Raw genomic sequence first — 18455 nt, 5'->3', positions numbered from 1 at the left:
CTCCTGACGTGCCTGTCACTGCCGCTGCCGCTTACTCCAATCGTGGTCCGGCCCCGGAGGTGCCGCCACCGGGCCCCGCGGTCGCTCCGTCGGGCGACGCCTCCGGACGGCCCCCGTCCGGTGGCGGGTCGGACGGCGGTTCCAGCGGCGAGTGCTCCAGCAGCTCCTCCAGCGGCGGCAGTTCGAGCTGCTCCACCGGCGGAAGCCGCGGCCCCTCCGTGCCCGGACGGACCGCCGCCTCCTCCTCCCCGCCCCCGTCCCCCTTTCGGGCCGACTGCCGCTGCACCTCGGCCGCGCTGTCCAGGAACCGCAGCAGCTCGACCGGGAACGGCAGCACCAGCGTCGAGTTCTTCTCCGCCGCGACCTCCACCACGGTCTGCAGCAGCCGCAGTTGGAGCGCCGCCGGGGTCGCGCTCATCACCGCCGCCGCCTCCGACAGCCGCGCCGACGCCTGGTACTCGCCGTCCGCCGTGATGATCCGCGCGCGGCGCTCCCGCTCGGCCTCCGCCTGCCGGGACATCGAGCGCTTCATCGACTCCGGCAGGGCGACGTCCTTGATCTCCACCCGGTCGATCTCGATGCCCCAGCCGAGCGCCGGGCTGTCGATCATCAACTCCAGGCCCTGGTTGATCGGCTCGCGGTTGGCCAGCAGGTCGTCCAGCTCGCTCTTGCCGATGATCGACCGCAGCGAGGTCTGCGCGACCTGCGAGATCGCGAAGTTGTAGTCCTGCACGTTGACGGTCGCCTTCACCGGGTCCTCCACCCGGAAGTAGACGACCGCGTCCACCCGCACGGTCACGTTGTCGCGGGTGATGCCCTCCTGGGCGGGGATCGGCATCGTCACGATCTGCACGTTCACCCTGCGCAGCCGGTCCGCCACCGGCATCAGCATCACCAGCCCCGGATCCCGCACCTCGTCGCGCACTCTGCCGAAGCGGAACACCACGCCGCGCTGGAACTGCTGGACCACCCGGAGACTCAACCCGGCCACCAAGGCCGTCAGCAGCATCACGCCGACAATGACTCCCAACACCACATCGACGACCATCACGGCCTCCTCGCGCGCAGCAGCGAGTCCCGGCGGTCGCCGACCCGGCCCAGCCGGGAGCCGCCGGAGCAGCTGATTCCACGCTACGCCTGCGCGGGCGCCGCCGGAACGCGCGGACTCGGCAGCCGTGGTGGTGTCCGGCCACGCCCTAGGATCGGGGCCATGCCCCAGCCCGCCGCCGGAGGCCCGGCCGCCGACCCCGACGACCCGCGCCACCCCGCCGCGGCCGCCGCCCGGGCCGAGGGGCTGGCCGCGCTCGACCGGGTGGTCACCGGCTGCCGCGCCTGCCCACGCCTGGTCCGGTGGCGCGAGGAGACCGCCCGCACCAAGCGCCGTGCCTACCTCGACTGGGACTACTGGGCCCGCCCGATCCCCGGCTTCGGCCCGCCCGACGCCCCGCTCGTCCTGGTCGGCCTCGCCCCCGCCGCCCACGGCGCCAACCGCACCGGCCGGATCTTCACCGGCGACCCCTCCGGCGACCTGCTCTACGCCGCCCTGCACCGGCTCGGACTGGCCAACCGCCCCGAGTCCGTCCGGTACGGCGACGGGCTGCGCCTGCACGGCGTCCGGATCACCGACCCGGTCCGCTGCGCGCCGCCCGACAACAAGCCGACCACCGGCGAACGCGACACCTGCCGCCCGTGGATCGTCCGCGAGCTGGAGCTGCTGCGGCCCACCGTCCGGACCGTGGTCGCGCTCGGCGGCTTCGCGTGGCAGGCGCTGCTCCCCGCGGTCGAGGCCGCCGGCTGGCAGCTCCCCCGCCCCCGGCCCGCCTTCGGCCACGGCGCCCACGTCACCCTGCCGGCCCGCGACGGCGGCCCTCCGCTGGAGCTGTACGGGTGCTACCACGTCAGCCCGCGCAACACGAACACCGGCCGGCTCACCACCCCGATGCTGCGCGACCTGCTCCGCACCGCCGCCCGCTCGGCGGGGCTCACCCCGAGCGAGGAGGAGTAGCGGCTCAGCCGAACCGCGCCGCCTTCCGCTTCGCCGCGCGCGCCCAGACCGCCGGCAGCTCCCGCCGTGCCGCCTCGCCGGCCGCCAGCTCCTGCGCGTACAGCACGCCGTATCCGAACGTCTCGCCGGAGGCCTCCGCGTGCTGCCGCAGCGCCTCCGCCGCGACCACCGCGTCCTGGTGCTCCCCGAGCACGTCCTGCACGGCCTTCATCCGCTCGACGTACTCCTCCGCCGCCCGGCCGCCCACCGGCAGTGCCGTCTCACCCACGTACCGGGCCCGCTTCGCCGCCTTCCGGGCCTCGTGGAGGGCCTCGTCCCGGCCCGGCCCGGTGCCGTCCTGCCCGACGGCCAGCGCCCGTCGCACCCGCTCCGCCGTCCGCCGCTGCTCCCGTACGGCGACCCTGGCCAGCTCCCGCCCGGCGGCCCGCTTCGCCCGCCCGCGCAGCGGCGGTTCGGCCAGCAGCGCGGCCAGGCCGTCCGCCAGGGCGCGCCGCCGCGGGCTGTCCAGCGCCGCCACCACCTCGGGCCGGACCCGCCGGTACTCGGCCCGCCCCCACCGCTCCAGCTCGGCCGCCACCCGCTCGGGACGGCACACCGCCGGCAGCGCCCGTGCCCGCGCCACCAGCCGCTCGCCCAGCACCTCCCGGTCCCGGGCCCGCCCGAGCGCCGCCCCCAGCCAGCGCAGCTCGGCCACCAGCTCGTCGGTGGCCCCGGCGGCGAACAGCCTCCGGTACGTCCGCAGCGCGCTGCGCAGCCGCCGGCAGGCCACCCGCATCCGGTGCACCGCGTCGGGTTGGTCCGCCCGCACGGCATCGTCCAGTCCGGCCAGCACGGCGGCCTGCTCCCCGATCCGGTCGAGCACCACCGCACCGACCGTGGGACCGTCTGCGCCCACGCGCACTCACCCCCTCGTCGGGGCCTCCGGGACGCCTTCCAGGCTAGCCCGCCACGCCCCGGGCGGGGCGGTGGGCGGCGGCGTGGTCGGCGCGGAGCCGGTAGGTGTTCCGCTCCGGGGTGGTGATCTCGGACAGTTCGCCCCGGCGCCGGTCCGGGTCGAGGGCGCACGGGGACGGCGTACGTCAGCATCCGGGCTGTCAGGGGCCGGATGCTGACGGCCCGGAACCCCTCCGCGCCGCCCCGGACCCGTCCCGCCGGTGAACTCCGCGCCCCTGGCCCGCGAACGGTCGGCCTCCGCCGGGCAATCCCGTGCGGCGGCTGCCCGCCGGCCCCCGACGCGCCCTCGTGCGGGATGTAAGCGCCGTGGCATACTCCGGGGCGTGACGACTTCCACCCCTGCGACGAGGGCCCTGCGGGCCGCGGTGTTCACCGCGCTCGCCGTGCCGCTGTCCGCGCTGGGCCAGGTCGTCATCACCGGTCGCCCGCTGCCGCTGACCCTGGTGGCCGCCGCGACCGTCGTCGTCTTCCTGGTGGCGGCCGCGCTGGCCGGCGGGGAACGGCGGCTGTTGCACATCTCGGCCGTGCTGGTCCCGGTCGAGCTGCTGCTCAACACGACCTTCAACCTGGGCCAGACCGGCTGTGGTCCGGTGCTCGGGGCGGACCACGTCCCCGCGCGCGGCATGAACCTGCTGGTGTGCGGCGGCGGCTCGGTGGACGGGTCGCTGTTCTCCGGGCAGTTGGGGCATACCGGGCCGGTCGCGCCGGCGGTGACCCAGCTGCTGGTGCTGCTGGTCCACCTGCTGGTGGCGCTGGCCGCGGCCGCCTGGCTGCGGCTGGGCGACGCCGCCCTGTCGGGTCTGACCCGGGCACTGCGGGCACTGCGCCAGTCGGTGGCGGCCCCGCTGCGGGCGCTGCTCCTGCTGCTGGCGCCGGTGCCGGTCCGCCCGGTGCTGCGGGTGCCGCTGCCCGCCTCGGACCGTCCGCGGCCACGCCGCGAGGCCGTGGTGCTCAGCCCTGCGCCCCGGCGCGGTCCGCCGGTCCTCGCGCCTGCCTGCTGACGCCTGGCGTCCGTCACCCCGCTGCTCGGCAGCGTCCGACGCCTGCCCGCGCAGGCAGCGCGCACAACTCCCGCGTTCACCGACCGAGCCCCCTCGTCCCCGCGCACGCGCCGGCGCCCAGCGCCGCCGCCGCGCCGAGGCGGGCATCCCCGCGCGCTCCCGCGCGCCGCGTACAGGAGTTGACCCACCATGGCCCAGCCCACCGACAAGCCCACCCGTAAGCAGTCCGAGCGGATCAGTGCCCGCCAGCGGATCCAGGAGGCGCAGCGCCTGGAGCAGCTGGCCGCCAAGCGCCGGCAGCGGATCGTGGTCGCCGTCTCGATCGTCGCCGTGCTCGCCCTGGCGGGCGGGACGGCGCTGGCGATCACCGCGGCGGGCGGCGACAAGTCGTCCTCCGACACCGCGGCGGCCGCCGAGCCGACCGCGCTGGTCGTCCCGGCCAACGCCGGCGGCCCGGACGGCACCGTGATCACCTACGGCAAGGCGGACGCCGCGCACACCCTGCAGGTCTACGAGGACTTCCGCTGCCCGGTCTGCAAGAACTTCGAGGAGACCAACGGCGACACCGTCAAGAAGCTGGCGGACGACGGCACGGTCAAGGTGGAGTACCACCTGGCCGCGTTCCTGGACAAGAACCTCGGCGGCAGGGGCTCGCGCACCGCGCTGGCCGCCGTCGGGGCCGCGCTCAACGAGGGCGTGGACAAGTTCAAGCAGTTCCACGACGTCCTGTACGCCAACCAGCCGGACGAGCGCGAGGACGGCTTCGGCAACGTCAACCACCTGCTGGACCTGGCCGACAAGGTGCCGGGCCTGAAGACGGACGCCTTCGTGAAGGCGGTCACCGAGCGCACCTACGCGCCGTGGGCGGCGAAGGTCGCGGACGCGTTCAACGACAGCGGGGTGACGGGCACGCCGACGGTGAAGCTGGACGGCAAGCCGATCACCCTGTTCAGCGGGAACCGTGCGGTGACGCCGGAGCAGTTCACCACGCAGGTGAAGCAGGCCGCGGGCTTGCAGTGAGCACCACCGGCCCGGCCGACACCCCGGCCGGGCCGGCCCTTCTCGCCCACCGGAGTGCTCTGCCATGACCGCCCCGACCGCCGTGAACCCCGTGAACCCCTCCCGTCCCGCCGCCACCGAAGCCGCCCCGCCGGGCGGCGCCCCGGTCGGCGCGGGCCGGGTGTTCTCCCTGTTCGTCCTCCTCGGTGCGCTGATCGGGCTGGCCGCCTCGGCCGTCCTGACCTTCGACAAGCTCCGCATCCTGGAGGATCCGTCGTACATCCCCAGTTGCAACATCAATCCGGTGATCAGCTGCGGTTCGGTGATGCGCACCGAGCAGGCCGAGGTCTTCGGTTTCCCGAACCCGCTCATCGGCCTGGCCGCGTTCGGCGCGCTGGCGGCGGTCGGGGCCGGGCTGCTGGCCGGCGCCGCGTACCGGCGCTGGTTCTGGTTGGGCCTGCAGGCGGGCACCGTGTTCGGCGTCGTCTTCGTGCACTGGCTGATCGACCAGGCGCTGTACGAGATCGGCGCGCTCTGCCCGTACTGCATGGTGGTCTGGGCGACGGTGGTGGCGCTGTTCTGGTACACGACGCTGCACAACCTGCGGACCGGCGTGATCCCGGTCGGGCCGCGGTTGCGGGTGGTCGTGCGCGAGGCGGCCCGCTACCACTGGGCGCTGCCGGTGTTGTGGGCGGCGGTGATCGCGCTGATGATCCTCAACCGGTTCTGGTACTACTGGTCCACCCTGATCTGACCGCCGGTCACCTCGCTGCCGGGCACCGACATGCCCGGCAGCACCATGCCCGGCCGCACCCGTGCCGTTCCTGGGGTTCGACTCGTCCGCGCCTCGGCCACGGTCCGGGCCGGCCGGCCCGGCGGCGGGCGCGGCTCAGCCGAAGACGGCGCGGCGGAAGGCGTTGCGCAGGTCGGTGAGCGGCTGGAACTCGCGGTCGTAGTGGACCTTGTTGGTGAGCAGCAGCGCCCAGCGGCCGAGCCGGCGGGAGACCCAGATCCCGGTGCCGGTGAAGCCGTAGTGGACGAAGGTGCCCTCGGCCGGGTCGGTGCCGGCGGCGCAGAGCCAGGAGAGGCCGCGGGCGGGGGCCAGGCCGCCCGTCTGTTCGCGCAGCGATTCGGCGATCCAGTCACCGCCCCAGGGCAGTCCGGCCGGCGGATCGAGCAGCGCGGTGAGGAACCGTTCGAGGTCACGGGCGGTGGAGAAGACGCCGGCGTTGCCGGAGACGCCGCCGAGCAGCCGGGCCGACGGGTCGTGGACGACGCCGCGCAGCACGGCGCCGGCCAGCTCCTCGTGCTCGGTGGGCGCGGTGCGGGCGGTCTCGGCGGGGCCGAGCGGGCCGTACCAGGTGTCCGTCATGCCGAGCGGCTGCCACACCTGCCGCTCGGCGAGGGCGTCGAGCGGGGCGCCGGCCAGCGACTCGACCAGATGGCCGAGGAGGACGGCGGCCCGGTCGGTGTACTCGACGGCGGTGCCGGGCGGCCGGTGCAGCGGGGCGGCGAGGACACCGGCCAGGATCGCCGCCCGGTCGCGCCCGTAGAGCTCGGCGAACCGGGTGCGCAGCGGCATCCCCGCGGTGTGGGTGAGCAGTTGACGGGCCGTCACGACGCCGGTCGGGCGGCCGGCGGCGGCCGGCCAGTAGTCGCCGAGGGGCCGGTCGAGCGGGAGCCGGCCGGCCTGCCAGAGGACCCCTGCGCAGGGCCAGAGTGCGACGATCTTGGTGATGCTGGCCAGGTCGAAGACGGTGTCGGGCCCCATGTCCAGCCGCCCGTACGGGCCTTGGCCGAGGACGCCGGTGATGCCGCCGCCGCGCCGGCCACCGGCGTCACCGACGGCCCAGACCGCGCCGGAGCCGACCGCGCGCAGCCCGCCCGCGACCAGCCGCTCCAGCTCCCCGCCGGGGGCGGCCAGATCGGGGAGCGGGGCCGGGGCCGACAGCGGGACGGGAGGTGCGCTCGCCCGCGTCGGCTCGTCCATGCCCTGCCCCCCGCCCCCGCGGCCGCCCGTCGGCCGGTCCGCCGGGAGCCTACCCAGCGGGCGCCCGGTCAGACGGCGGGCGCGCCGCCGAAGTCCTTGCCGAGGCAGATGCTCTGCGGGTGTTCGCGGTACAGGCCGAACTTCCGGATCGGCTCGTACCCCTCGGAGGTGTAGAGCGCGACCGCCTCGGGCTGCTCGGTGCCGGTCTCCAGGACGATCCGGGCCCGCCCGGCCTCGGCGGCGGTCTGCTCCAGGCGGCGCAGCACCGCCCGGGCGAGGCCGCGGCCTCGGGCGGCCGGGACGACGAACATGCGCTTCAGTTCGGCGTCGCCGTCCCGCAGGCCGTGCGGGTCGGCCTTCTTGGCCCGCCAGCCGCCGCAGGCGACCGGCTCGCCGGCCTGGTAGGCGATCAGGAAGAGACCGGCCGGCGGCTCGAAGTCGTCCGGGTGCAGCACGGTGAGGTCGCCGTCGCCGTAGCGGCGGACGTACTCCTCCTGCACCTCGGCCGAGAGGCGCTGGGCGTCCGGGTGGCCGTAGCCGGTGACGCGGATCTCGATGCTGTCGCCCTTGCTGTCCTGCAGGACGGCCGTCTCCGTGATGCTCTCCATGGTTGAAAAGCCTACGACCTGCGGTCAGCGCCCCTCGAACCGGGCGACCAGCTCGTCCTTGCCGAACATCCGGGCGGTGTCGACGGCGGACGGGGTGCCGGCCTCGGGGTCGGCGCCGCCGGCCAGCAGCACGGCGAGCACGTCCTCGGCGCCCTTGAAGACGGCACCGGCCAGCGGGGTCTGGCCGCGGTCGTTGGCCCGGTTCGGGTCGGCGCCGCGCTCCAGCAGGGCGGTGACGGCGGCGGCGTGCCCGTGGTAGGCGGCGAGCATCAGCAGGGTGTCGCCGCGGTCGTTGGTGAGGTCGGCGGGCGCGCCGGCGTCGACGTACGCGGCGAGGGTGGCGGAGTCCCCGGCCCGGGCAGCGTCGAAGAGCTTGCCGGCGAGCGCGATCACCTCGGCGTCGGGGGCGTCGGCGGGCTGCTGGCTGGCGGCGTCGGTCATGTCGGGCCTTTCGGGCTGTGGCCTGGCGCCCTTCCGCGGGGTGTCCTGCGGCCGGGCGTCCTGCGGTCGGGTGTCTGCGGTCAGGTGTCCTGCGGAGGCGGTCGCGCCTGTCGCACCGTAACGGCCGGACCGGGCGTGATCCACCCGGCGTCCGGATTCCGGATGACCGGCCGGTGCGGCGTTCCCCGTACGACCCGCGGGCGTGAAGGTTGCGCAGCCGTTCGAGCGAACTTCCCGGCACCCCCGGAGGCTTCCCGCCCGCGCACCGGGAATGCCTCGCCGCGCCGGAACGACGCGGCGAACTGCCCCACCGGGGGCGGTTCGCATACCTCCACCCGGCACCCGGGCCGGTATTGCCCGGGAAGACCACCCATTTGCACCGTTCCATCATCTATTACTTTTTGTCACGATTAGGGCACATTCCGTGACACTGTCCCTGTCCCCCTCCCCGAGGAGCAGAACGTGATCCTCTCGATTTCCGGCATCGTCCTGTTCGGCACCATCGCCTTTCTCTTCTTCCGCCGGGACGGACTAAAGGTCTCCCACGCGATCGTCTGCGCCCTCCTCGGCTTCTACATCGCCGGTTCCTCGATCGCCCCCAGCATCACCGCGGGCGGCGCGAGCCTGGCGAGCCTCCTCGGCGGCATCAAGTTCTAGCCGCCGGCACTCTCCGTCTGACGGCAGGCCCCGGGCCCGGGCGCGGATCCCACCGCCCCGGGCCCCGTCGTACCGCCCGCCGGACCGAACCCTCCTCAACCCGACCGTCCCACTCGCCCGGGGAGCCAAGGAATGCCGCTCAACCGCCACCTCAGCAAGGGCCGTGACCTGGCCCGTACGGCCGGCGACCACGCCTCCGACATGTTCGCGCCGCTCACCGTCATCGGGCGCGGCCTGCGCCACCACGTCGGCTGGGCCAAGGGCCGCTGGCAGGCCACCCCGAAGGATCGGCGTGGGCCGACGGTCTTCCTCGTCGCCGCGATGCTGCTCGGCATCTACCTGCTGCCGCACGGCCTGCTCTTCGCCCTGGTGGCCCTGATGGCCAGCGCCGCCTGGGTGGGCCGGGCCCCCAAGGCGCCGTCCGCCCCGCCCGCGCCGGACGTCGCCGACACCAAGCTCTCCGCCCTCTACGCGGCGCTCACCCCGTACCTGGCCGCGCCGGAGGACCTCAACCCGCTCTACCACCACGAGCGCGGCCACAAGGACGCCTTCCGCGACTGGGAGTTCGACGGCGAGGGCCGGCTCTCCCGGCTGGAGCTGGACTATCCGGCGTACTTCACCGACACCGAGCCGGCCGCCCGGGCCCGGATCGAGCAGGTCGTCCAGGGCAAGGCGGGCCGGGCCCGGGAGTACCGCTTCGACTGGGACGAGGAGTCCAACAAGCTGCGGATCGCCGCACTGCCCCCGCTGCCGACCGACATCGCGGCGCAGCGCTTCGTCACCGCGCCCGGCGAAGTCGTGCTGGGCTTCACCGACGAGGACGGCAGCGCCCGCACCATCCCGGTCGGCCAGGGCGGGACGATCGCCCAGCAGCCGCCCGTGGTCTGGCGCACCGGACCGCGCTCCGCGGAGCCGCACCTGCTGGCGCTCGGCGTGACCGGCTACGGCACGTCCAGCCTGATCCGCTCCATCGCGCTCCAGGCGCTCCCCTTCGGCGATCTGGTGGTCATCGACGGCGCGGGCACCGGCGAGCACGCCTGCCTGGTCAACCGGCCCGGCGTGCACACGGTGGAGACCAGCCTGCACGGCGCGCTGGCCGCACTGGAGTGGGCCACCCAGGAGACCGAACGCCGGCTGGCCGCGCTGAACGCCGCCCGGCACGCCGGGTCGGCGCCGCCGGAGGACGTCACCCGGCCGCTCTGGCTGCTGCTCGACCACCCGACCGAGCTGAGCGAGCTGGCCCACGCCGAGGGCCGCCCGGACCCGCAGGACCTGCTGGAGCTGCCGCTGCGGCACGGCCGGGCCGCCCGGGTCACCGTGGTGATCGCCGACGACGTGGAGGCGCGCGACCGGATCACCCCGACCGTCCGGGCCACCACCCGGGCCCGGGTGCTGCTCGGCCCGGCCGGCCCCGAGGAGGGCCACGCCGCGCTCGGCGCACCGCTGGACATCGTGCCCGCCGCACACGCCCCCGCCGGGCGCGGCTACGCCCGGATCGGCAACAGCGCGCCCGTCCGGCTCCAGGTGCCGGCCACCGTCGACCCGCTGGACGAGGAGGCGCCCGCCCAGCTGCGCGAGGCGGTGATCGCCCTGCTGCCGCACCGGGACACCCGTACGGAGGCGGCCGCACCGGCGGACGTGCCGCCCCGCCCGGCCGGCCCTCCCCCGGCGGCGCCGGCCGACCCGGGGGCCCGGCCGGCCGTCGATCTGGGCAAGGAGCACACCCCGCTCCGCTTCCGTCCACTCGCCTGATCGGGCGGCCGTACCCGGGGGCGGCGCCCGGCCCGGCGGGTCGTCCCGGTACGCTCGTCCCGGAAAGGCCGACCGATCACCAGATGTGAAATAGGTGACACCTGGGGTGATATCACCGGCCAGATGTGACAAATCGGGCGCCGGTGGGTACAAACAGGGGCGGCACGACAGACGACGCATGTCCCGGGACGGGAATCTTCGTCGGAAGCCGAGCGTTGACCGAACGACGAAGAACAGCGACCACTAGTCCTGTGGGCCATAAGCCCGGGAGGCACGATTCATGAGCGAGCGAGCTCTCCGCGGCACGCGACTCGGGGCCACTAGCTACGAGACCGACCGTGGTATCGATCTGGCTCCCCGCCAGACCGTCGAGTACGCATGTCAGAACGGACACCGATTCGAGGTTCCTTTCTCGGTCGAGGCGGAGATCCCGTCCGCCTGGGAATGCCGCTTCTGCGGCCAGGAAGCCGTACTTCTCGACGGTGACGAGCCGGAGGAGAAGAAGACCAAGCCCACGCGCACCCATTGGGACATGCTGATGGAGCGCCGGACGCGCGAGGAGCTGGAGGAGGTGCTGGCCGAGCGGCTGGCCGTGCTCCGCTCCGGAGGGATGAACCTCGCGGTACACCCGCGGGACACCCGTAAGAGCGCCTGACCCGGCCCCCGCCACCCGGCGGGAGCACGCGAAAAGGGACCCTGGCCACCAGGGTCCCTTTCGCGTTGTCCGGACCCGCTGTCCGGATCGTTCGTCTCGGTTGCCGTCTCGCGGTCCCGCCGTCTCGCCGTCTCGCCCGCCGTCCTGATCCGCCGGCCGGGGTCGGCCGGCGGATCGGGACGGACGGGGTCAGCCGCTGATCGGCGGGCGGTAGGTGGTGTCGGGGCCCTGCGGGCCGGCGCCGGGCTCGACCACCTCGCCCTGGATCACCTTGCCGTCCGGGCGGTGGATCCGCAGCTGCTCCTGCAGCCGCATCGCGTCCGCGAGCGGGTCCGCGCCCACGGCGGAGGTGCTGCGCAGCGCCTTGTCGGCGAAGCGGCGCCCGGCGGCCCGCCAGAGGGCCCGGGTGGGCGGGAACAGCAGCGTGAGCGCCAGGGCGTCCGAGAGGAAGCCCGGGACGATCAGCAGCAGGCCGGCCAGCACGGTGAGGCTGGTGCCGGTCTGCGGCTGCTGCGACTTCGGGTCCCGGCTCTGGTCGATCGCCGCCGACAGCGCCTTCAGCCCGGCCCGCTTGATCAGCGAGCCGCCGATCAGCACACCTGCGAGGAGCAGCAGCACCACGGTCAGGCCGCCCAGCCACGAGCCCACCTGAACCAGCAGCCAGATCTCCAGCACCAGCCAGGCGGTGATCAGCAGCGGCACGACCCGCCGGAGCTTTCCGCGCGGGGCCGGACGGGCGGGGGCATCTTGCTGGGTCACGGTACGAATCCACTCCAAGCGGTGCTCTGCGCGCCGCACGGGAGGTCCGGGCCGGCTACGGCACCACCTGGTCCAACGACTCGCCGGCGGCGGGTGTTCCGGCGCCGGCGAGCGGGCGGTTCACCCGCCGCCGGCCGGCCAGCAGTGCCGCACCGCAGGCCAGCAGGCCGCCGACGGCCAGTGTCCACTCCGGCACTGCGCCCACGCGGTCGGCCACCGTGGTGCCGTCGCGCAGCGGGACGACGGCGGACAGCTCGGCGGCGGTCAGCTCCTCGGTCTGCTGCTGCACCGTGCCGTCGGGGGCGATCACGGCGCTGATGCCGCTGGTGGCGGCGATCAGCACGGCCCGGCCGTGCTCCACGGCGCGCAGCCGGGACATCGCGAGCTGCTGCTCGGGCTGGCCGGTCTTCGCGTAGGTGGCGTTGTTGGTCTGGACGACCAGCACCCGGGCGCCCTTGTCCACGGTGTCGCGGACGATCTCGTCGTACGCCACCTCGAAGCAGATGACGTCGCCGATCTTCGCCGGGCCGAGCTGCATGACGCCGTTGTGGTCTCCGGGGTAGAAGTCCCGGGCGACCCGCTGGAGCCGGGTGATCACCTTCATGAGCTGGTCGCGGAACGGCACGTACTCGCCGAAGGGCACCGGGTGCTGCTTGGTGTAGGAGGCGCCGGGGCCGGTCTTCGGGTCCCAGACGATGCCCTCGTTCTGGACGTGCTGCTCGTCCGGTCCGTCCACCAGGGTGCCGACCAGGGTGGGCACGCCGACCGCCCGCACGGCCTCGTCGATGCGCTGGTAGGCGAGCGGGTCGCTGAACGGGTCGAGGTCGGAGGAGTTCTCCGGCCAGATCACGAGGTCCGGCTTCTCGGCCTTGCCGGCCTTGATGTCGGCGGCGAGCTTCTCGGTGGCGGAGGCGTGGTTGTTGAGGACCATCATCGGGCGGCCGAGGAAGTCCATGCCGGGGTTGGGCACATTGCCCTGGATCAGGGCGACCTTCACGGTGTCGGCCGCGGCGGTGGGCACCGGCACCAGGTAGCCGGCCAACAGGGTGGCGACCGCGCCGAGCGCGGCCAGCGCGGCCGCCTTCGGGGCCCGGCGGGGGCCGCGCAGCCGCAGCGCCGCCCAGCCGAGCAGGGCGCCCGCCAGGGCGACGGCGAAGGTCACCAGCGGGGCGCCGCCGAGCGCGGCGAGCGGGGTGAACGGGGTGGCGGTGTTGGCGAAGGCGAGCCGGCCCCAGGGGAAGCCGCCGAGCGGCAGCCGGTCGCGGGCCCACTCCTGGGTGACCCAGAGGCAGGCCGCCCAGAGCGGCCAGCCGGGCAGCCGGGAGGTGAGCGCGAGGCCGGCACCGAGGAGGGCCAGGAAGAGCGCCTCGACGACCGAGAGGCCGACGGTGGCGTCCCAGCCGACCACCCGCAGCCAGCTCAGCAGCAGCAGGAAGAACGGCAGGCCGAACGCGAAGCCCGTCCAGGCGGCCTGCCGGACGGTGCGGCCCCGGGTGAGCAGCGAGAACGCGGCGACGCCCACCAGCGAGAGCGGCCAGAGGTCGAACGGCGGGAAGGCGAGGGCGAGCAGCAGTCCGGCGAGCACGGCCAGCCCGGTGCGGGGCAGCCCGGCCCGGACCTTGGCGAGCACCCGCGCCCGCCGCCCGGGCACGGGAGCCTCGTCGGGTGTCTCGGGCGCGGTCCCGGACCGCTCCTGGGTGACGGGCATGGCCACCGGCGCACCATCTCTCTCGGTGCCGCCTCGCGGAGGTACGGGGACGGCTGTTCGGACGCTGTCCGAAGAAGGTACCCCGGAACGTCACCTCACCGTGAGGTCGGGTGGTTCGGGCCCGGCTCAGCGCGGGAAGTAGCGGACCTCGCGCAGCGGCCAGGCCTCGGCGAGCCAGGCGGAGACCGTCCGGTGGAGCACGGCGTCCAGATCGGCGCGGTCGGCGCGGACCCAGGAGCTGACCTTGGTGACGGACGGCTCCTCGCGGTCCGGGTAGATGTAGACGCAGCCGACGACGGCGTCCCCGGGGGTCTCCAGGACGGTGTAGGTGAAGCCGAAGCGCTTCTCGAAGTCGGCGGCGTGCCGGCGCAGGTCGGCGAGGTTCTGCTCCGGCGTCATGCCCTCGGCGGGCGGCCAGCTGCCCGTCCAGCCGGGGGTGGCGTGGATGTGGTCGATGCTCGACGACCAGGCGGCGAGGTCGGAGGCGTTGTGCTGCTCGCCGAGGGGCTCCAGGCGGAACCCCTCGGCGGTGAGCGTGCGGGGGACGGTGAAGTCGGCAGGTACGAGATCGGTCATGTGGATCAACCTAGGACCGACGGCGCCCCCGCCTCATCCGGTTTTCACCCGGCGGCGAGGTGGACGGTACGACCGCGGACGACGGTGCGCAGGCAGGTGGGCAGGGGGCGGCCGGGGGTGAGGTCGGGCAGGCCGGGGGTGCCGGAGCGCGGGTCGGTGGACCAGCCGGCCACCCGGGAGTCGGGAGCCTGCACGACGAGCTCGTCGGCGGCCCAGATCGCGTAGCTGGCGACCGCACCGGGCACGAGGACGCCGTCCTGGTCGCGGCCGAGCGCGCGCCAGCCGCCGCGGGTGTGCGCGGTGAAGGCGGCCCGCACCGAGATCCGGTGGTCCAGGGTCCGGTGGAAGGCCGCCGCCCGGACGGTGCCCCACGGGTCGAGCGGGGTGACCGGGGCGTCCGAGCCGAAGGCGAGCGGGACGCCGGCCCGCAGCAGCGCGGCGAACGGGTTGAGGGTGGCTGCCCGCTCGGCGCCCAGGCGCTGGACGTACATGCCGTCCGGGCCGCCCCAGGTGGCGTCGAAGGCGGGCTGGACGGAGGCGGTGAGGCCCAGCTCGGCGAAGGCGGCGATCGACTTGTCGTCCAGCGCCTCGGCGTGCTCGACCCGGTGGCGCAGCGCCCGGACCCGGTCGGCGCCGACCCGCTCCCCGGCCGCCCGGACGCCGTCCAGCACGGCGGTGATCGCGGCGTCGCCGATGGCGTGGAAGCCGGCCTGCAGCCCCGCCTCGGTGCAGGCGGCGACGTGGTCGGCGACCTGCGCGGCGCCCAGGTAGGAGGTGCCGGTGTGGTCGGCGTCAGCGTAGGAGGCGTGCAGGCAGGCGGTGTGCGAGCCGATCGCGCCGTCGACGAAGAGGTCGCCGCCGGCGCCCACCGCGCCGAGCCTGGCCGCCGTCTCGACACCGCTGCGGCCTTCGCCCCCCAACTCGCCCCAGTAGCCGAAGACTTCGGGGCCCTCACCCTCGGCGGCCAGGGCCAGCAGGGCGGTCAGGTCGGCCTCGGAGGAGATCTCCGGGCCGGCGCACTCGTGCAGCGAGCCGATGCCGAGTTCGGCGGCCCGGGCGAGGGCGGCGCGCTGGGCGCGGCGGCGCTGCTCGGGGGTGAGGTGGGCCAGCGCGGTCTGCCGGACGGCATGGTGGGCGTCGCGGATGAGCGGGCCGTCGGCGTCGTGGCCGGGCTGCTCCGCGAGGCCGGGGACGAGGGCGCGCAGCGCGGTGGTGGCGAGCGCGGAGTGCACGTCGGTGCGGGAGAGGTAGACGGCGGCGCCCCCGGCGGCCGCGTCCAGCTCGGCGAGGGTCGGCGGGCGGCCTTCCGGCCAGCCCGTCTCGTCCCAGCCGTGGCCGATGAGCACACCGCCGGGCTCGTCCTGGGCCGCGGCGGCGGACTCGGCGAAGGCGGTGACGGCGGCCAGGGCGGCGGCGAGCGAGGGGCTGCCGGTGAGGTCGAGGCCGGTGAGCGCCAGCCCGGCGGAGGTGGCGTGCACGTGCGCGTCCACGAAGGCGGGGGTGACCAGCGCGCCGTCCAGCTCGACGATTTCGTCCACGGTGTCGGCGTACGCCTCGGCGGCGCCGTCGCTGCCGACCCAGGCGACGTGTTCGCCCTCGACGAGCATCGCGGTGGCGAAGGGGTCGGCGGGGCTGTAGACGGCGCCGCCGCGCAGCAGGACGGTCCGGGGGGTGCGTTCGGTCATGGGGCTTAGTCTGCACCTGTCCGGACGTGGTCAGAGCTTCGGGGGCCGCGCCTCGTACGGGGTCGAGAGGACGACGGTGGTGCGGGTGGAGACGCCGGCCGCGCTGCGGATCCGGGCCAGCAGGTCCTCCAGGTCACCGGGGGCGCCGACGCGGACCTTGAGGATGTAGTTCTCGTCCCCGGCGACGCTGTGGCAGGCCTCGATCTCGGGCAGCCCGGCGAGCCGCTCGGGGGTGTCGTCCGGGGCGCTCGGGTCGAAGGGCTTGACCGAGATGAACGCGGTCAGGGCCAGGTCGACGGAGTCCGGGTCGATGATCGCGGTGTAGCCGCGGATCACCCCGCGCTGCTCCAGGCGCCGCACCCGTTGGTGCACCGCCGAGGTGGACAGGCCGGTGGCCTTGCCCAGGTCCGTGTAGCTCATCCGGCCGTCCTCGAGGAGCAGCTGAACGATGCGTTGGTCGAGATCCTCCACAAGGCGCAAACCTACCGCTTCGGGGGCGCGGGCTGCGCCACGGCCGGAGCGCGCGGTGGCACGGGTGGTGGCGCGGAGTGCCGGGCGGGCACATGCCGGGCGAATGTGGCGAAGGACACACCCGGTGCATCACAGTGCACCGAGCTGCAGGGTTATGAGTCCGCGTCGCAGGGAAATGCTGGTTGTGGCCCCGGGCGACCACGCCGGGCCCGATCCGAGGGGGATCACCATGCGTGCAACCGACCTGCGTTCGCCGAGCGCCGACGACACCCACGATATGACCGGCCGCGACAGCCTCGCGGTCCCGAACGGCCCCGCGCCGGGGGTGGACCCGGGCGAGGCCGACACCTGGGAGATCTTCCGCGTGCACTGCCCCGAGTGCCGCCGCCCGATCGCCCTGGTGGGCGACGAGGAGCGGCTGCCTCAGCACGCGGTGCTGCCGACCGCTTGGCACCCCTTCTCCCCCGCGGTCTGCCCCGGTTCGGGCGCGCCGACGGACGACCTGGCCGAGGTGGAGTCGGCTGAGGACGCCGAGGCCGACGGCCTGGAGGCGCTGCTGGCGCTGCCGGCCGAACTCGACTGGCGCACGCAGCCGTTCTCGCACGCGGTGGCGCACCGCCCGGTGCAGGTACCGGCCGTCGCTCCGGTGATCCCGCAGCAGCGCACCCGGCTCGCCCGGCGCTGACGGCGCGCCTCCGCCCTCGAGTCCGCCCGCCCCGCCGGCGGGTCGACCGCCCGTCAGCCGGCGGCCGGCCCCGGCGGGGACATGCCTCCGGGCGTCACTCCGCACCCTGGAGTGACGCCCGGAGGCCGTTCGAGGGGGCCCGCCCGTGGGCCGGCCGGGAGGGCCGTCAGCCCTGGGTCAGGTGGCGGCCGATCACCAGCCGCTGGATCTGGTTGGTGCCCTCCACGATCTGCAGCACCTTGGCCTCGCGCATGTAGCGCTCGGCCGGGAAGTCCTGGGTGTAGCCGTAGCCGCCGAGCACCTGGACGGCGTCGGTGGTCACCCGCATCACCGTGTCGGTGCAGAACAGCTTCGCCATCGCCGCCTCCTTGGAGAACGGCCGGCCCGCGTCGCGCAGGCGCGCGGCGGACAGGTAGAGCGCGCGCCCGGCCTCGATCTGGGTGGCCATGTCGGCGAGCATGAAGGACAGGCCCTGGAAGTCGGCGATCGGCCGGCCGAACTGGCGGCGGGTGCGCGCGTAGTCGACGGCGAGGTCGAGCGCGGCCTGGGCGACGCCTATCGCGCAGGCGGCGATGCCGAGGCGGCCGGAGTCCAGCGCGGCGAGCGCGATCTGGAAGCCCTGGCCCTCGGCGCCGATCAGCCGCTCGCGGGCCACCCGGGCGCCGTCGAAGTGCAGCTGGGCCGTCGGCGAGGAGCGCATGCCCATCTTGTGCTCCGGCGGGGCCGCCGAGAGGCCGGCCGTCGAACCGGGTACCAGCAGGCAGCTGATGCCGCGCGAGCCCGGCTCGCCGGTGCGTACCAGGGCGCTGTAGAAGTCGGCCTGCCCGCCGTGGGTGATCCACGCCTTGGTGCCGCTGACCACGTACTCCCCGCCGTCCAGGTCGGCGCGGGTGCGCAGCGCGGCGGCGTCGGAGCCGGACTGCGGCTCCGAGAGGCAGTAGGCGCCGAGCTGCTCGCCGGAGAGCATGCCGGGCAGCCAGGCGGCGCGCTGCTCGTCGGTGCCGAAGGTGGCCAGGGCGTGGCAGGACAGGGTGTGGACGCTGACGCCGAGGCCGACGGCCAGCCAGCCGGCCGCCAGCTCCTCCAGGACCTGGAGGTACACCTCGTAGGGCTGGTCACCGCCGCCGTACTTCTCCTCGTACGGGAGGGAGAGCAGGCCCGCCTCGCCGAGGGTGCGGAAGACGTCGCGCGGGAAGCGGTCGGCGGCCTCGTCCTCCGCCGCGCGCGGCTGGAGCTCGCGCTGGACCAGGTCCCGGGTGAGGCTCAGCAGTTCACGGGCCTCCTCGGTCGGCAGCTGGCGGTCCACGGCTTTCGCAGGGGAGGGGGTCATGGCGGCTGGTCGCCTCCTCGTTCGGGCGACGAGCCCTGGCGTGGCGGGCCCGACGCGGGTGTGGCAGGTCGGCCCGACCGGCACCGGGTTGCGGTGAACGGCCGTTCACATGCGTGGCGAAGTGAGTATGCCCGATCCCGGCGCTGCCGTCACGACCTGCGCCGCTTCACTGTCCGTAC

The 18455-nt window shown here is 74.8% G+C and carries 19 protein-coding genes; 8 read left to right on the top strand and 11 right to left on the bottom strand.

Features of this window, described 5'->3' with window-relative positions; genetic code table 11:
* Positions 1–31 precede the first annotated feature (31 nt).
* Positions 32–1048 carry a slipin family protein gene (locus tag ACZ6NC_RS21155; protein ID WP_465734923.1) on the bottom strand — a complete coding sequence of 339 codons (1017 nt, stop codon included), beginning with the start codon at positions 1046–1048 and terminating at the stop codon, positions 32–34.
* A 162-nt stretch (positions 1049–1210) separates the two neighbouring features.
* Here ACZ6NC_RS21155 and ACZ6NC_RS21150 point away from each other — a divergent pair, with 162 nt between their 5' ends.
* On the top strand, positions 1211–2005 hold the full coding sequence (locus ACZ6NC_RS21150; RefSeq protein ID WP_465734921.1) for a uracil-DNA glycosylase: 795 nt from the start codon (positions 1211–1213) through the stop codon (positions 2003–2005).
* Positions 2006–2009: 4 nt separating this feature from the next.
* Here the strand turns inward: ACZ6NC_RS21150 and ACZ6NC_RS21145 are convergent, their stop codons facing one another.
* Positions 2010–2900, bottom strand: coding sequence for a CHAD domain-containing protein (locus tag ACZ6NC_RS21145; protein ID WP_465734919.1), 891 nt, complete (start codon positions 2898–2900; stop codon positions 2010–2012).
* A gap of 382 nt (positions 2901–3282) precedes the next feature.
* Between ACZ6NC_RS21145 and ACZ6NC_RS21140 the strand changes: the two genes are divergently transcribed.
* From ACZ6NC_RS21140 to ACZ6NC_RS21130, 3 genes are all read left to right on the top strand, one after another.
* On the top strand, positions 3283–3960 hold the full coding sequence (locus ACZ6NC_RS21140) for a hypothetical protein (RefSeq protein WP_465734917.1): 678 nt from the start codon (positions 3283–3285) through the stop codon (positions 3958–3960).
* 189 nt (positions 3961–4149) lie between these two features.
* Positions 4150–4980 (top strand): DsbA family protein, encoded by an 831-nt coding sequence (locus ACZ6NC_RS21135; RefSeq protein ID WP_465734915.1) that lies wholly within the window; start codon positions 4150–4152, stop codon positions 4978–4980.
* 64 nt (positions 4981–5044) lie between these two features.
* On the top strand, positions 5045–5713 hold the full coding sequence (locus ACZ6NC_RS21130; RefSeq protein ID WP_465734913.1) for a vitamin K epoxide reductase family protein: 669 nt from the start codon (positions 5045–5047) through the stop codon (positions 5711–5713).
* A gap of 135 nt (positions 5714–5848) precedes the next feature.
* Here the strand turns inward: ACZ6NC_RS21130 and ACZ6NC_RS21125 are convergent, their stop codons facing one another.
* From ACZ6NC_RS21125 to ACZ6NC_RS21115, 3 genes are all read right to left on the bottom strand, one after another.
* Positions 5849–6949 (bottom strand): serine hydrolase domain-containing protein, encoded by a 1101-nt coding sequence (locus ACZ6NC_RS21125; RefSeq protein ID WP_465734911.1) that lies wholly within the window; start codon positions 6947–6949, stop codon positions 5849–5851.
* A 68-nt stretch (positions 6950–7017) separates the two neighbouring features.
* A complete protein-coding gene (locus ACZ6NC_RS21120; RefSeq protein ID WP_465735001.1) occupies positions 7018–7506 on the bottom strand; it encodes a GNAT family N-acetyltransferase in 489 nt (162 codons plus the stop codon).
* 75 nt (positions 7507–7581) lie between these two features.
* Positions 7582–7998, bottom strand: coding sequence for an ankyrin repeat domain-containing protein (locus tag ACZ6NC_RS21115; protein WP_465734909.1), 417 nt, complete (start codon positions 7996–7998; stop codon positions 7582–7584).
* A 462-nt stretch (positions 7999–8460) separates the two neighbouring features.
* Between ACZ6NC_RS21115 and ACZ6NC_RS21110 the strand changes: the two genes are divergently transcribed.
* The 3 genes from ACZ6NC_RS21110 to ACZ6NC_RS21100 all read left to right on the top strand — a co-directional run bounded on the left by ACZ6NC_RS21110 (position 8461) and on the right by ACZ6NC_RS21100 (position 11062).
* Complete coding sequence (locus ACZ6NC_RS21110) at positions 8461–8655, top strand: hypothetical protein (RefSeq protein WP_148646425.1); 195 nt, start codon at positions 8461–8463, stop codon at positions 8653–8655.
* Positions 8656–8787: 132 nt separating this feature from the next.
* Entirely contained in the window at positions 8788–10407 is a 1620-nt protein-coding gene (locus ACZ6NC_RS21105; RefSeq protein ID WP_465734907.1) for a hypothetical protein, read from the top strand.
* Between the two features lie 280 nt (positions 10408–10687).
* Complete coding sequence (locus ACZ6NC_RS21100; protein WP_030396357.1) at positions 10688–11062, top strand: RNA polymerase-binding protein RbpA; 375 nt, start codon at positions 10688–10690, stop codon at positions 11060–11062.
* Between the two features lie 189 nt (positions 11063–11251).
* On the opposite strand, the gene fxsA is transcribed toward ACZ6NC_RS21100, so the two are convergent.
* The 5 genes from fxsA to ACZ6NC_RS21075 form a co-directional block, all read right to left on the bottom strand.
* The gene (gene fxsA, locus ACZ6NC_RS21095) at positions 11252–11821 is read right to left on the bottom strand and encodes an FxsA family membrane protein (RefSeq protein WP_465734905.1); all 570 of its coding nucleotides are present in this window, start codon (positions 11819–11821) and stop codon (positions 11252–11254) included.
* 55 nt (positions 11822–11876) lie between these two features.
* A complete protein-coding gene (gene lnt, locus ACZ6NC_RS21090) occupies positions 11877–13529 on the bottom strand; it encodes an apolipoprotein N-acyltransferase (RefSeq protein ID WP_465734903.1) in 1653 nt (550 codons plus the stop codon).
* Between the two features lie 126 nt (positions 13530–13655).
* The gene (locus ACZ6NC_RS21085) at positions 13656–14105 is read right to left on the bottom strand and encodes a GNAT family N-acetyltransferase (protein WP_465734901.1); all 450 of its coding nucleotides are present in this window, start codon (positions 14103–14105) and stop codon (positions 13656–13658) included.
* A gap of 44 nt (positions 14106–14149) precedes the next feature.
* On the bottom strand, positions 14150–15790 hold the full coding sequence (locus tag ACZ6NC_RS21080; RefSeq protein WP_465734899.1) for an amidohydrolase: 1641 nt from the start codon (positions 15788–15790) through the stop codon (positions 14150–14152).
* 30 nt (positions 15791–15820) lie between these two features.
* Positions 15821–16261: an Lrp/AsnC family transcriptional regulator gene (locus ACZ6NC_RS21075; RefSeq protein ID WP_030243361.1), complete on the bottom strand. Its 441-nt coding sequence runs from the start codon at positions 16259–16261 to the stop codon at positions 15821–15823.
* Positions 16262–16490: 229 nt separating this feature from the next.
* Here ACZ6NC_RS21075 and ACZ6NC_RS21070 point away from each other — a divergent pair, with 229 nt between their 5' ends.
* Positions 16491–16946, top strand: coding sequence for a hypothetical protein (locus ACZ6NC_RS21070; RefSeq protein WP_465734897.1), 456 nt, complete (start codon positions 16491–16493; stop codon positions 16944–16946).
* Between the two features lie 166 nt (positions 16947–17112).
* Here the strand turns inward: ACZ6NC_RS21070 and ACZ6NC_RS21065 are convergent, their stop codons facing one another.
* The gene (locus tag ACZ6NC_RS21065; RefSeq protein WP_465734895.1) at positions 17113–18276 is read right to left on the bottom strand and encodes an acyl-CoA dehydrogenase family protein; all 1164 of its coding nucleotides are present in this window, start codon (positions 18274–18276) and stop codon (positions 17113–17115) included.
* Positions 18277–18455: the final 179 nt, after the last annotated feature.

Source organism: Kitasatospora sp. NPDC041988 (genome assembly GCF_055588525.1).
The sequence above is the reverse complement of the archived record's forward strand: the minus strand, read 5'-3'. Positions and strand labels throughout refer to the sequence as shown.